11 protein-coding genes are annotated in these 13,334 nt (G+C 52.4%); 5 read left to right on the top strand and 6 right to left on the bottom strand.

Features of this window, described 5'->3' with window-relative positions; translation table 11 throughout:
- The first annotated feature begins 35 nt into the window (after positions 1 to 35).
- The 3 genes from QWJ20_RS00310 (at position 36) to QWJ20_RS00300 (ending at position 3,112) form a co-directional block, all read left to right on the top strand.
- Positions 36 to 1,082, top strand: coding sequence for an oxidoreductase (locus tag QWJ20_RS00310; protein WP_014915368.1), 1,047 nt, complete (start codon positions 36 to 38; stop codon positions 1,080 to 1,082).
- Between the two features lie 329 nt (positions 1,083 to 1,411).
- Positions 1,412 to 2,404: a bile acid:sodium symporter family protein gene (locus tag QWJ20_RS00305; protein ID WP_433991609.1), complete on the top strand. Its 993-nt coding sequence runs from the start codon at positions 1,412 to 1,414 to the stop codon at positions 2,402 to 2,404.
- Between the two features lie 243 nt (positions 2,405 to 2,647).
- Positions 2,648 to 3,112 (top strand): SgcJ/EcaC family oxidoreductase, encoded by a 465-nt coding sequence (locus QWJ20_RS00300; RefSeq protein WP_433991608.1) that lies wholly within the window; start codon positions 2,648 to 2,650, stop codon positions 3,110 to 3,112.
- 87 nt (positions 3,113 to 3,199) lie between these two features.
- Here the strand turns inward: QWJ20_RS00300 and add are convergent, their stop codons facing one another.
- The 4 genes from add to manA all read right to left on the bottom strand — a co-directional run bounded on the left by add (position 3,200) and on the right by manA (position 8,229).
- Positions 3,200 to 4,216, bottom strand: coding sequence for an adenosine deaminase (gene add / locus QWJ20_RS00295; RefSeq protein WP_433991607.1), 1,017 nt, complete (start codon positions 4,214 to 4,216; stop codon positions 3,200 to 3,202).
- A 124-nt stretch (positions 4,217 to 4,340) separates the two neighbouring features.
- Entirely contained in the window at positions 4,341 to 5,315 is a 975-nt protein-coding gene (locus QWJ20_RS00290; protein ID WP_433991606.1) for an arsenic resistance protein, read from the bottom strand.
- 94 nt (positions 5,316 to 5,409) lie between these two features.
- Positions 5,410 to 6,969 (bottom strand): YdgA family protein, encoded by a 1,560-nt coding sequence (locus tag QWJ20_RS00285; RefSeq protein WP_433991605.1) that lies wholly within the window; start codon positions 6,967 to 6,969, stop codon positions 5,410 to 5,412.
- Positions 6,970 to 7,056: 87 nt separating this feature from the next.
- Positions 7,057 to 8,229, bottom strand: coding sequence for a mannose-6-phosphate isomerase (manA, locus tag QWJ20_RS00280; RefSeq protein WP_174868355.1), 1,173 nt, complete (start codon positions 8,227 to 8,229; stop codon positions 7,057 to 7,059).
- A gap of 239 nt (positions 8,230 to 8,468) precedes the next feature.
- On the opposite strand from manA, the gene fumC reads away from it, so the two are divergent.
- Positions 8,469 to 9,866, top strand: a complete 1,398-nt coding sequence (gene fumC / locus QWJ20_RS00275) for a class II fumarate hydratase (protein ID WP_433991604.1) — start codon at positions 8,469 to 8,471, stop codon at positions 9,864 to 9,866.
- Positions 9,867 to 9,929: 63 nt separating this feature from the next.
- Here fumC and tus read toward each other — a convergent pair whose 3' ends face one another.
- Both tus and QWJ20_RS00265 read right to left on the bottom strand, forming a co-directional pair.
- On the bottom strand, positions 9,930 to 10,865 hold the full coding sequence (gene tus, locus QWJ20_RS00270; RefSeq protein WP_433991603.1) for a DNA replication terminus site-binding protein: 936 nt from the start codon (positions 10,863 to 10,865) through the stop codon (positions 9,930 to 9,932).
- Positions 10,866 to 11,033: 168 nt separating this feature from the next.
- Positions 11,034 to 12,302 (bottom strand): MFS transporter, encoded by a 1,269-nt coding sequence (locus QWJ20_RS00265; protein WP_433991602.1) that lies wholly within the window; start codon positions 12,300 to 12,302, stop codon positions 11,034 to 11,036.
- Between the two features lie 114 nt (positions 12,303 to 12,416).
- Here QWJ20_RS00265 and QWJ20_RS00260 point away from each other — a divergent pair, with 114 nt between their 5' ends.
- Positions 12,417 to 13,313 carry a LysR family transcriptional regulator gene (locus QWJ20_RS00260; RefSeq protein WP_039489471.1) on the top strand — a complete coding sequence of 299 codons (897 nt, stop codon included), beginning with the start codon at positions 12,417 to 12,419 and terminating at the stop codon, positions 13,311 to 13,313.
- The last annotated feature ends 21 nt before the right edge of the window (positions 13,314 to 13,334 follow it).

Genomic DNA, 13,334 nt, shown 5'->3' with positions numbered 1-13,334 from the left:
AATCACAAAGTCAAAATAAGCTAAGGGGAATCGTCATGAGTGAGACCGTTCGTGTTGGACTGCTGGGCTATGGCTATGCCAGTAAGACATTCCACGCGCCGTTGATTGCAGGTACGACGGGTATGGAGCTGGTGGCCGTGTCCAGCAGCAGTGCTGAAAAAGTGCATGCAGATTGGGCAAATCTGCGAGTAGAGAAAGACCCTCAGGCGTTATTTAACGATCCCGATATTGACCTCATTGTTATTCCTACCCCCAATGACACGCACTTCCCGCTGGCGAAACAGGCGCTGGAAGCGGGCAAGCATGTCGTCGTCGATAAACCTTTTACGGTGACGTTGTCACAAGCATATGACTTGGGCGCTATCGCCGACCGCGTCGGAAAAATGCTTTCTGTTTTCCATAATCGCCGTTGGGACAGCGATTTTCTGACGCTGAAACAGCTGCTGGCGGCAGGAACGTTAGGAAATGTGGTGTATATGGAATCGCATTTCGATCGCTTCCGGCCCGAAGTGCGTCAGCGCTGGCGGGAAGACGGCAGTGAAGGTAGCGGAATTTGGTACGATCTTGGGCCGCACTTGCTGGATCAGGCGCTGGAGCTGTTTGGCTTGCCGGTGGCGATTCAGGTCGATATGGCACGGTTGAGACCTGGCAGTAAGGCAATTGATTATTTCCACGCGACGCTGATTTACCCGCAACGCCGGGTTGTCCTGCACGCCAGCATGCTGGTGGCGGCCGCGTCTGCCCGCTATATCGTGCATGGCACACGCGGCAGCTTTGTAAAATACGGCCTTGACCCACAGGAAGATCGCCTGAAGGCGGGTGAGCGCCCACCGCTGGCCGACTGGGGGCAGGATAAGCACGATGGCGTGCTGACGCTGTCTCGCGATGGCATAACGGCGGAGCAAACGATCGCCACGATTCCGGGTAACTATCCGGCTTACTATGCGGCAGTGCGCGATGCGCTGACGGGTAAAGGCGAAAACCCCGTCAGCGTGCATCAGGCGATTCAGGTGATGGAACTGATCGAGCTAGGGCTGCTTTCCCACGAGCAGAAAAAAGCCGTCACGGTGAAAAATAGCTAGATTTACCGCGTTTTATTCCAGATAGTTAATGGTTTGTTTAAACAGGCGATCTTAGGATCGCCCTAGACTGCTGAGAAAATCAATCGAACGGTGAATGGGTCGAGGGTAAAAATGCGGTACATGCGTCTTTTTACGTTCGATTTACGATGTTCGGAAGGCGCTTCTGATGCCTTTATCTCATTACCACCGTTTTCTGTCTGTAAACAGATTTATCGGCTCAGATTTCTGGATTCACATTTAGTCATAGATAACTTTGGGCGATCTTCGGGTCGCCCGTCTTGTTAGGGTGTTCATTCGGCTGATAACAGGCTAGGGGAAAGGTGTTGGGCATGGGGTGGTTACAACGGTTACGCATTGATAAATTCTTATTGGTTCTGATTCTGGTGGTGGTGACGGCGTCGCTCCTTCCTGCTCAAGGCATCGCGAAAGTTTTCTTTGAGAATCTGACAACGGCGGCGATTGCTCTGCTGTTCTTCATGCACGGCGCGAAGCTATCGCGTGAAGCGATTACCACTGGCATGGGGCACTGGCGTTTGCATCTGGTGGTGTTTGCCAGCACGTTTATTCTGTTTCCGCTGCTGGGAATAGGCATGAGTCTGCTGTCGCCCGTTGTGCTGACGCCGACCTTGTATCTGGGCTTCCTCTATCTGTGCGCACTACCAGCGACGGTGCAGTCAGCGATTGCTTATACCTCAATGGCCGGTGGTAACGTTGCAGCAGCGATTTGTAGCGCCTCGGCATCCAGTATTTTGGGCGTATTTCTCTCGCCGATTCTGGTCGGTTTGCTGATGCATACGCAAGGGGGCGAAACGGATACGCTACACGCTATTGGTTCTATTATCATGCAGTTAATGGTGCCTTTCGTGATTGGCCATCTGTCTCGCCCGTTGATTGCCAAGTGGGTTGAACGTAACCGTAAGCTGATTAATATCACTGACCGGTCATCGATTCTTTTGGTGGTGTATGTCGCCTTCAGTGAAGCGGTTGTGCAGGGGATTTGGGGACAGATCAACGTTTGGTCATTGCTCGCCGTTGTCGGCTGTTCGATCGTGCTGCTAGCGATTGTGCTGGTGGTGAATACGCTGGTTGCTCGTAAGCTGGGCTTTAATACCGCTGATGAGATCACCATCGTATTCTGCGGCTCGAAGAAGAGCCTGGCGAATGGGATTCCGATGGCAAACGTGCTATTTCCTGCCGCCGCTGTCGGTGCGATGGTGCTGCCGCTGATGATTTTCCATCAAATTCAGCTGATGGTCTGTGCTGCGCTGGCTCAGCGCTATGCTAAACGGATAAACAAGGAACAGGATTCGCCTCGTCAGTAAGAGATTATCGGTCTCTCGCCTCATACAAAACGCCCTCGGTCTACATAGGCCGAGGGCGTTGTCATTTGTAACAAACACTTGTAACTCCACGGAAACACAAGAAATAATCTATTACAGTGATAGTTTCGTAGTGGTGTTACTTTTTTGTTGCGTTACGTTATAACAATAATCGCTCATCGAGATATGTTGGCGATAGAGTAAGACACAGTTAATGATAATTATTATTTTGAGATCGAGGGAAATATGTTTAAAAAAACGGTGTTAACTTTAGCAATGTTAGGGACTTTGGCTTCCGCATCTGTGCAGGCTGCTCAGAGTGCACAATGTGTGAAAACCAATCAAAAAGAGATTGCGTCGTTATTTGACCGTTGGAATGCATCGCTGCAAACGGGTGATGCGAAGAAAGTTGCGACAAACTATGCGTCAGACGCGGTGCTGCTGCCAACGCTGTCCGATAAACCGCGTACGACAGATGCAGAGCGCATTGATTACTTCGAACACTTCCTGGCGAAAAAACCAGTTGGTAAGATTGACACCCGCACAATCCGTATCGGCTGCAATGACGCCGTTGATACCGGAACTTACACCTTCAAATTTGGTGATGGAAGTGAGGCTAAAGCGCGTTATACCTACACTTACGGTTGGGACGTGAAACAGAAGAAGTGGCTGATTACGTCACACCACTCCTCGGCTAACCCTGCCGGTTGATCTCTTTATCTCTGTAACTTATCTGTAGCAAACTTGTGTCAAACGGCTAACAGTGGTTAGCCGTTTTTTATGTGTTGATGATAAAAATTACTGCGTAGCACCGCGTTTGCGCAGAACCTTTTCACGCAACTGCTGCTTTTCCTGCTCGCTGATAAAGGCGATGTTCAGGCCGTTTTCCTGTGCTTTGCGGGTTTCTACCGCCGTCAGGCCAGCAAGTGGGGCCGCGATTTCATATTCGTGACGAATCTCTATACCCTGAACTGCAGGATCGTCCGTGTTGATGGTGGCGGGGATTTCATACCGCAGGAAGTGGATCAGCGGATGTTTATCCAGTGTTTCCACGGTGCTGGTTTGAATGTTAGAGGTTAGGCAGGATTCAATGCCGATCCCATGCTCCGCCATGTGCGTCATCAAGCGAGGATCGATAATGGCGGTGACGCCGTGCCCGATGCGCTCTGCACCCAGATGGTTAATCGCCTGCCAGATACTTTCTGGTCCGGCCGCTTCTCCCGCATGAACGGTGATATGCCAGCCGGCATCGCGAGCTTGTCGGAAATGAGAAGTAAACTGCGCGCCAGGATGGCCCAATTCATCACCCGCCAGATCGAGTGCGACGATGCGATCGCGTTGTGACAGCAGGGCGTCCAGCTCTTGCTGGCAGGCCTCGGTGCCGAATGTCCGACTCATGATGCCAATCAGACGGATATCGGTATCGAAATCACGACTGCCAGCGGTAATACCGTCGATCACGGCTTCAACAACGCCAGCAATCGGCAGTTTATGATTCATCGCCATATAGTAGGGAGAGAAACGCAGTTCTGCGTAATCCAACCCGGCTTTCATGGCATCTTCAACGTTCTCGTAAGCCACGCGGCGGCAGGCATCCAGTGAACCGAGTACGGCTACGCCCCAGTCGAGCTTTTGTAAAAAACTCAGTAAGTCAGGCTCATTCTTGGTGACTTGGACGTGAGGGCGGAGCGTGTCAAGATCGCTGGCAGGTAATGCAATATTGTACTGGCGGCCTAGCTCCAGAATACTCTGGGCGCGGATATTGCCATCCAAATGGCGGTGGATGTCTGTCAATGGTAAGCGAGAATCAATCATAATATTATTGTCTGATTACTGTTTTTCGTACGACAAAGTATAAAAAGAAATCGTGGTAAATAGCTAATTGTTACCGTCGAAATTCATGTGTTATGGACAATCATTGAGCAAAAACAAGCTGTTATTACTTTTCTTGACCCGTAGAACGGGCGTTCAACTTAGGAATAGCTCGGATATAAATGAGTTCGCTGAGCAACTCGACTAACGTTTGGCAGACAATCACGGCCGGAAGCAGCGGCAGTGCGCCGGGTATTGCCAACGCCAGCGGCAGAATAACCAGAGAATTTCGCGTGCTGGCGCTGAAGGCCACGGCGCGCCCGCCAGCCGAATCCAATCGAAACACGCGGGCAGTGAACCAACCGAGTAGCGGTGCCAGCAGCGCAAAGAGCAGATAAAACGGCACCGCGAGCAGCACCGATGCCCAGGTGGTACGGAGTTGAGGAATGACCGCCGCAATGACGATAAACAGCACCAGAGCGGTAACCGGAACGGGAAGATAGCTCAATGCATCCGAAAATGTTGCCATTGTGCGCTGCCGCGCCGCTAACCATTGCAGAAGCGCGGCCAGCGCTAAAGGCACGGCAATCAGCCAGATAAACGCCTCGATAAAGGGCGCGAAGACGATAAGCCCCGCAGCATCGTGACCGAGAAATAGCGTCAGGTAAAAGGGCAGAGCCAACATTTGCAGCATCAATAAAATAGGCGTTGCGGCCAACAGGCGGGCGGCATCTGCGCGACCCAGATGTGCGAATGTCACTACGTAGTCAATACAGGGAGCGAGTAGCACCAATATGATGCCCAATTTCACCAGCGGTTCGGCGGGGAGAAAGGGCAACAGCGCCGCGACCAGCAAGGGAATCACGATGAAGTTGGCAACGAGCAGCGCGCCGATGAATCTGACCTGAGTGATGCGCTTTCCGATCGTGGTCAGCGGCACTTGCAGGAACGTGACAAACAGCATCAGCGCCAGCGCCGGATTAATCACGACATCCAGTTGATCCGTTCCCGGCAGCACCAGTGCTGTTGCCACTGCCGTTATCACAGCAACAAAATAGATCGCAGCCTGATGGGTTTCCATGAAGGGTTTCAACGCGGACATGGTGTCATCTCAATATGAAGCAGAACGTGTAGGGCAGAAAAAACGGTGGCTGCTGGGGCGGCCACCGTGTGTTTTAGCGCGTAATGCTACCGAATTATTGTGCCGGTGGGGCGATCGGCTCTTGCGGTGCGCCAGGCAGAGACTCTTCACCTTCTTCCGTTGGAACGGAGAAATACGGTGCAATGAAATCAGCCAGTGATATTTTGTTGCCGTTGAAATCAATTTGACCATCGGCATAGTGCAGTGAACTGGTAATGGCGTTGTCTTTTGTGACGCTCAGTTGGTTAGCTTCACCAATCTGGGCCATCATTTCAGCCTGTTGTTTCGACATGTCAGTAAGCTGTTTTTGCTCTTCCGCATTGGTCGTTTTTGGGCTCATCTGCACCATCAATTCCGCCAGCATATCCAGTGGCAGATTGAGTTTTGCATCGAGTTTTTTGACCGACTGACGAATGATTTTTTCTTCATCCGACAGGGTTGCATCGTTCGCTTTATCCGTGCTCTGCAACGGATCGGTTAAATCCAGCGCCAGCGTGAATGTGCCTTCGCCTTTGCTGTTTTTCCAACTGACCGGAGAGATGGCAATGCTCGGGTTGCCTTTCAGCAGCTGTGGTAGATATTGCAGAACCGACATGGCAACGTCGTGCTGATACGTGTCAGGATCGATAGCGGTCGGATCCTGCAACATTTTCTGCACTTTTTCCTGATAGGCGGTGAGGAACTGTTTGGTGCCCGCGCCGTCAAGCTGCGAAATGGACATACTCACGTTACCAGAACCCAGATTGCGGTCGCCGATGACTAACGATCCCAGCGTTACGGCCAGTTTGCCCGCCAGATTCTTATCATCTTCCGTGGCACTGCTTTGCAGAGAGAAGTCGTTCAACGTAACGGGTTCACCGCCTTCTACGGCAAACGTCATCGCTTTAAAGGACAGATTGCCATCGCCTAAATCAAGATCGAATTTGCCTTTTTGGTTGGTTCCCTTGATGGAGAAATCGGTGAGATCGACGTTCTCTGTTTGGCCCCAGGCATTTTTCCTTTCCATCTTCACGCTGCTGATGGTGGTATCCAGCTTGCTGCTGCGCAGGTCGTGCCCGATATCCACCACGGCTTCCGCGCCGCTGAAGGAGAATTTCTGTTCTGGCGACTGATGATCGATAGGGGCCAGCGTAACGAGTGACTGTGTATCACCGCTGTAAGCGACGCGAGTTTCGGCCGTAAAGAACGGTTTATCTTTCGTCAGCTCAAACCAGGCTTTGATGGCTGGTGTGTTGGCCAACTCGGTATGGACAGACGCCATCGCCGGAGCGAGGTTGAACTTCTTGAGCTGTGCAAGCGGGAACGGCCCGTGAGACACGGTTTCGTTGAAGACGAGTTCTTCACCGGGCGCAAGGATCTTCGCGCCTTCTGCTGTGCCTATCGAGCCATCCGCTTGCAGCACATAGGATAGCGTACTGCTGAATACGCCACCCTTATAGTCGCGATAGACGACTTTCAGGCCCGCGTTCGGGTAGGCTTGCTTGAGCTTGGTATTCAGCGTATCGGTAAAACCATCAATTTGCTGAGCCATCTGCTTGCCGGTGTACCAAGATGCGCCGGTCCAGATGGCACCCAGAGCAACAATAACGCCTACGGCGACTAACGACTTCTTCATTTTTATTCATCCTTTAGTAAAAAAATGCGCGTTTTCAACGCGAAACGCTGGCAACTTCCCACAGGTAACCGCAGCGTATGGAACAAGTTATCGGTTAAATACGCGAGCGAGACGCCCCTGTCCCTCAACCGTTATCGGTGACTCACTGGCGGAAATGAAGCAGGATTCTCCCGGACGTAGCGAGAGCCGCTGCTCATTTTTTTGCAGGACGGCATGGCCGTCAATACAAAATACAATGGCGGCACTATTCTGGCTGAGCGTCTGTGGGCTCTGGCTCAGTTCGTGCAGCGAAAAAGCGAAATCTTCAACAGGAATCGGGAAGCTGAGTTCATTCCCCTGACGGTGTGGCGTCGTCAGCAGCTGGTTTGCGGGTTTGGCTTCGAAAACGACATTATCCAGCAGCTCTGGAATATCAATGTATTTCGGCGTTAGCCCAGCACGCAGCACGTTGTCTGAGTTCGCCATGACTTCTAATGCCACGCCTTTCAGATAAGCATGCGGCGTTTGTGCAAACAGGAACATGGCTTCGCCAGGTTGCAGCGTAATGACGTTCAGCAGCAGCGGAGAGAACAATCCGCTGTCGTCAGAATAGTATTGGGTTATCGCGCGGATGGTCGCCCAAGGCTCGTCATTTTGACTATTTAGCGCCGCCTTCAAGACGCCGAGCGCGCGCGATTTTTGCTCGCCTTCCATACTCAGCAGGTTGGTGAACAGCATGGCGAGATTCTTCGCGTCGGGCTGTTGTAAAAACGCGGTGATTGACGGATGTGCGCTGGCGACTGGCTCTAGCAACTGCACAATTTCAGATAATTCTCGGAACCCGTTCATGGCCTGAAAGGGCGTTAATGCGTAGACCAATTCCGGTTTGTGATTGGCGTCTTTGTAGTTTCTTTCGGCCGCATCGAGCGGGATGCCTGCGGCATTCTCTTTCGCAAAGCCTTGTTCTGCCGACGATTTACTGGGGTGAACCTGAATGGAAAGCGGCTGTTCCGCGCACAATACCTTAAACAAAAAGGGCAATTCGCCAAAACGTTGCGCGATCGTTGCGCCAAGATGGGCGGTCGCGTCTTCGGCAATCACGTCTCGCAGGCTGCGGGTGTTGCCTTTTTCATCAATAATCGCCGAACTGCTTTTAGGATGGGCACCCATCCAAAGTTCCGCCATTGGTAAATCGTTAGGGTTATCAATGCCATATAGCTCAGTTAAGGCGTGTTTGCTGCCCCAGGCATAGTGCTGGACGCAATTGAGCATTTTTTGCATGTCGGCTCCCTGCTATTACATTAATTGTTAATTTCTGTGATGCTAGCTGTTAATTGCTTGAGTGATTATGAATACACTGCATCTTCTTCGCTTCATGGTAATGTTTTATGTAGCGCGATACCAGACAGTGTTAGTCGACCAATAAGCGTGATAAGGCCAGTGAGTGTTATCAGAATAGGCCCAGCGATGTGATTCGATGTCTTCTACTATTTGAATGTGTGTTTTAAGGAGGAAAGGTAATGAGCACGACGCGTAGTGAAAAAGACTCAATGGGACCGATTGATGTTCCTGCTGAACGGTTATGGGGCGCACAGACACAACGATCGCTGGAACACTTCCGTATTTCTGAAGAGAAAATGCCCCGTGCGCTGATTTATGCGCTGGCGCAAACCAAGCGTGCGGCGGCCCGCGTCAATATGGATCTCACGCTTCTGCCAGCCGATCGGGGAAATGCGATTATTCAGGCGGCGGACGAAGTGTTGGCTGGCCAGCATGCCGAGGAATTCCCGTTAGCGATCTGGCAGACGGGGTCTGGCACGCAAAGCAATATGAATATGAACGAGGTGTTGGCTAACCGCGCCAGTGAACTGCTGGGGGGAGAGCGGGGCAACAATCGGCTGGTTCATCCCAATGACGATGTCAACAAAAGTCAGAGTTCCAACGATGTCTTCCCGACGGCGATGCATGTCGCCGCTGTCGTCGCGATCAACGAACACCTGATTCCTGAATTGAAAGCGTTACACGCCACGCTGGCGTCGAAGGCTGAGCAGTTTAAGGATATCGTCAAGATCGGCCGTACGCATTTACAGGATGCCACGCCGCTGACGCTGGGGCAGGAAATTTCCGGCTGGGCCGCGATGTTGCAGCATAACCTGAAGCATATCGAAAACAGCGTGCCGCACATTTGCGAGCTGGCGCTGGGCGGCACGGCGGTCGGAACAGGGTTAAACACGCATCCCGAATATGCGGTGCGCGTGGCGGCCGAGCTGGCGACGCTGACCGGTCAACCGTTTGTGACTTCGCCGAATAAATTCGAAGCGCTGGCGACCTGTGATGCGTTGGTTCATGGGCACGGTGCTTTGAAAGGGCTTGCCGCATCGTTAATGAAGATTGCTAACGATGTACGCTGGCTGGCGTCCGGCCCGCGCTGTGGTATCGGCGAACTGAGCATTCCTGAGAACGAGCCGGGTAGCTCCATCATGCCAGGCAAGGTCAATCCGACCCAGTGCGAAGCGCTGACGATGCTGTGTTGCCAGGTGATGGGCAACGATGTCGCGGTGAATATCGGCGGTGCGTCCGGTAACTTTGAGCTGAACGTATATCGCCCCATGGTGATTCATAACTTCCTGCAATCGATTCGCCTGCTGGCTGATGGCATGAAGAGCTTCGATGAGCACTGTGCGGTAGGAATCGAACCGAATCGCGATCGCATCAATCAGTTGCTGAACGAATCGCTGATGCTGGTGACGGCGCTCAACACGCATATTGGCTATGACAAAGCGGCAGAAATTGCCAAAAAAGCGCACAAAGAAGGACTGACGCTGAAGGCGGCTGCGCTCAAACTGAACTACTTAACCGAAGCACAGTTTGATGAGTGGGTTCGACCAGAAGAGATGGTCGGTAGCCTGAAAAAGTAATGGCGCGATAGTCAGCGTTTTATCCTGTAGCCTGCCGGTGTTTACCCGCAGGCTTTTTCTTTTTCATTCCGGTGCATCGGTATACAGATGTAAACGCGGAATGAGCAGGCGAAGTTCGGCCGCTTTCGGTTTGTGTTTATGCTTGATGTTGTTGGCGTCATAAGGATTGAGTTCGCCGATAATGGGGATGTCACCGCCGAATTCCTGCTGACAAAGCACAAGCAGGGGAGACGGGCAGGGATGCTGAACCTGTTTCTGCTGTTCGGGATACCACACGCGGGCGATAGGCTGCACTTTTACTGGGCGTTTAATTTTCAATACGGCGTCTTCCGGCAGCGATAATACAGCGTCAATCTCCTGCTCGACATGCTCAATCCACTGCGCTTTGGTATACGGTGCTGCGTTTTTTGCCGCATTCAGGCTTTTGGTTAGTTTCTCCAGTAGCTCCACTCGCGTCATATTTTTGATGACGTGCTTATTCGCCCAGCCAAAACGGACTGACGCGGGGTTCGTTATGATCGTCAGCGAACGGTAAGCGCTCAGCGTGATCAATCCTTTCAGATGCGTGTGGACAAAATCAAAGCGCTGTTCCGGCTCCAGCCCGGATTCGACGGTAATAATCTGTTCCAACTCTTTTTTCAGTGCGTTAATTTCCGTGATGAGCGACTGAGCTTGTTGATACTGCGCGGCGTTGACGGAAAAGCAGAGTGCGCCCGGCAAGCGGATCGCGCTTTTACTACTGAGTGTTTCCGGATAGTGGTGAATGAACAGTCGCTGAAAGTGAGCTAACCCTTTATCGCGCGCCTCCTGCCCGAGGTACTGCGTGACGGCGATATGCTCGATAGGATCGTGCTCCGTTCCTTTTTCCACATGGGGAAGGGAATAGACGCGCCCGGCTAGAAGCCGATACTCTGTAAACTGTTGCTGCATCAGCGCAAGTTTCTGCTCTAATGTCTGGAAGCAGTGGTTCATGCGTTCGATTAGTGTATAGCGGTTCATAGGTAAACTTTATTTTAGTTACAACATACTTATCTTTATACTGATAAATGGACACTTCAGCAATCGTGGTCGTCATTATTTCAGGCAGGATTAACGGGGCATCGAGGGGGGCGAGCGGAAACAACGCGGAGTTTACCTGATTCAGGCAAACTCCGGTAAGAAAGGAGTTTAAAGGCGGCGTTTGAGTACCAGGCTGACTGCCAGCGCGAGAAGTAACAGGGCGCTCAGAAACGCGGTAATACCCATCCAGCCGAATGAATGCCAGAAGAATCCCCCCAGCGTGCCGGCCAGACTGGAGCCCAGATAGTAGGAAAAGAGATACATTGATGATGCCTGACCTTTCGCGCGCCGCGCCCGTTGACCAATCCAACTGCTGGCTACCGAGTGGGCGGCAAAGAAACCCGCGGTAAAAAGCATCATCCCGCCAAAGATCGCGAAGAGCGGGCTCAGTGCCGTCATTCCCAGTCCCGCTAGCATCAGAAGGATTGCGACGCTTAGCACTGGGCCGCGTCCGTAGCGGGCCGTTAATGCTCCGGCTTTCGGCGAGCTGTAGCTTCCGGTGAGATAAACCACGGAAAGTAAGCCAACCACCGCCTGACTGAGTACATAAGGCGGAGCCAGCAACCGATACCCAATGTAGTTAAACAGGGTAACGAACGCGCCCATCAGCAAAAATCCCTGAAGGAACAGCAGCGGCAAGCCCGCATCGCGCCAGTGCAGTTTGCTGTTCAGCAGCAGCGTTTTCGGGCGTAGCGAACCGGGGCGGAAATGGCGTGATTCCGGCAGGATACGCCAGAACGTGATCGCGGCAATGAGCGCCAGTACGCCGATCGTACCGATGGCGACGCGCCACGGAAAATAGTCCGTTAAGACCCCGCTGACCAGACGTCCGCTCATGCCTCCGATTGAGTTACCGCTGATATATAACCCCATCGAAAATGCCAGCACGCTGGGGTGAATTTCTTCACTCAGATAGCTCATGGCGACGGCCGCGACGCCGCTTAGCGACAGACCCATCATTGCCCGCATGATCAATACGCCGTTCCAACTGGTCATAAAAGCGCAAATCACGGTACAGATCGCGGCCAGCATCAAGGACACAACCATCACATTCTTACGACCGATCGTGTCGGAGAGTGGCCCGGTAAACAGTAGCCCAAATGCCAGCATCACCGTTGAGACGGAAAGCGATAGGCTACTGGTCGCTGGCGAAATACCGAAATCCTGAGATAGCACTGGCAGCAGCGGCTGAACACAATACAGCAGGGCAAACGTTGCTAACCCGGCAGAAAACAGCGCCAGCGTGACGCGCATAAATTGTGGCGTACCACGCGTGATATAGGGCGTTTTACCAGAAGATTTCGGGGCAATATCATCCGCATCGTCGGCCGCAGGAATAGGCCAGTCGTTCGGTGCAGAAGATGGCAGGTTACTCACAATAATTCCTTACCGGAAAGGGTACATCAGGCGTAAAACAACAATGTGAGGATCATAGAAGAGTGATATTATTTTGTATAATATATTAATAATCATGATTGATATGTTTAAAGTATGAATATCGAACTACGTCACCTTCGCTATTTTATTGCGGTCGCTGAAGAGCTGCATTTTGGCCGAGCCGCAGAAAGATTACGCATTTCACAGCCGCCACTGAGCCAACAGATTCAGATTCTGGAAGAGCAGGTGGGGGCGAAATTGTTGGCGCGCAACAACCGGAATGTCCAACTCACGCCAGCTGGCGAGATGTTCCTGAAAGAGGCCTGGTCGATTATCAGTCAGGTCGATCAGGCGGCGGAACGGGCGTCCCGCATTCAACGCGGCGAAATTGGGGAATTAACGATCGGCTTTACGTCGTCCGCGCCGTTTATCAAAAAGATCTCCAGCAGCCTGCTGCGTTTTCGCCAAACCTACCCAGAAGTGCATATTCAAATGATGGAGCTCAACACCAAACAGCAAATTGAACCGCTGCTAAACGGTAAGCTCGATATCGGCATTATGCGCAATAACCCGTTGCCGGACGCATTGGATCATCAGTTACTGCTGCGTGAACCGCTGATTGCCGTCGTGCAGGAATCCCATCCGTTAGCGCAGCAGGACGCAGGTCGGGCCATCAGCATTACACAGCTGGCGAATGAGCCGTTCGTTTTCTTCTCCCGCGCGGTTGGAACGGCGCTGTATGACGATACGCTGACGCTGCTGAAACGCTATGGCATCAGCCCCTACATTACGCAGGAAGTGGGCGAGGCGATGACCATCGTCGGGCTGGTATCCGCGGGATTGGGCGTGTCCATCTTGCCTGCATCGTTTTTGCGAATTCGGGTCGATGGCGTGAAATATTTGCTGCTGGAAGAAGAGGACGCCACAACGGAAGTCTGGCTGGTTACAGCACGACATCAGCCGCAAAGTGCAGCGGCGAAAGTGCTGATGTCGCTGATGCTGGGCGGATAATCGTTAAAATATGCGCGCTAA

The sequence above is a fragment of the Pectobacterium sp. S5 genome, from assembly GCF_051707265.1.
GTDB classification, from domain to species: Bacteria; Pseudomonadota; Gammaproteobacteria; order Enterobacterales; family Enterobacteriaceae; genus Pectobacterium; species Pectobacterium polare.
This window is presented reverse-complemented; position numbering and strand designations above follow the sequence as displayed.

Coding starts and splice junctions, on each gene's coding strand:
- fumC (WP_433991604.1), top strand. CDS start 8,469: ATGAGCACGACGCGTAGTGAAAAAGACTCAATGGGACCGATTGATGTT.
- manA (WP_174868355.1), bottom strand. CDS start 8,229: ATGCAAAAAATGCTCAATTGCGTCCAGCACTATGCCTGGGGCAGCAAA.
- tus (WP_433991603.1), bottom strand. CDS start 10,865: ATGAACCGCTATACACTAATCGAACGCATGAACCACTGCTTCCAGACA.
- QWJ20_RS00305 (WP_433991609.1), top strand. CDS start 1,412: ATGGGGTGGTTACAACGGTTACGCATTGATAAATTCTTATTGGTTCTG.
- QWJ20_RS00310 (WP_014915368.1), top strand. CDS start 36: ATGAGTGAGACCGTTCGTGTTGGACTGCTGGGCTATGGCTATGCCAGT.
- QWJ20_RS00285 (WP_433991605.1), bottom strand. CDS start 6,969: ATGAAGAAGTCGTTAGTCGCCGTAGGCGTTATTGTTGCTCTGGGTGCC.
- QWJ20_RS00300 (WP_433991608.1), top strand. CDS start 2,648: ATGTTTAAAAAAACGGTGTTAACTTTAGCAATGTTAGGGACTTTGGCT.
- QWJ20_RS00260 (WP_039489471.1), top strand. CDS start 12,417: ATGAATATCGAACTACGTCACCTTCGCTATTTTATTGCGGTCGCTGAA.
- QWJ20_RS00290 (WP_433991606.1), bottom strand. CDS start 5,315: ATGTCCGCGTTGAAACCCTTCATGGAAACCCATCAGGCTGCGATCTAT.
- add (WP_433991607.1), bottom strand. CDS start 4,216: ATGATTGATTCTCGCTTACCATTGACAGACATCCACCGCCATTTGGAT.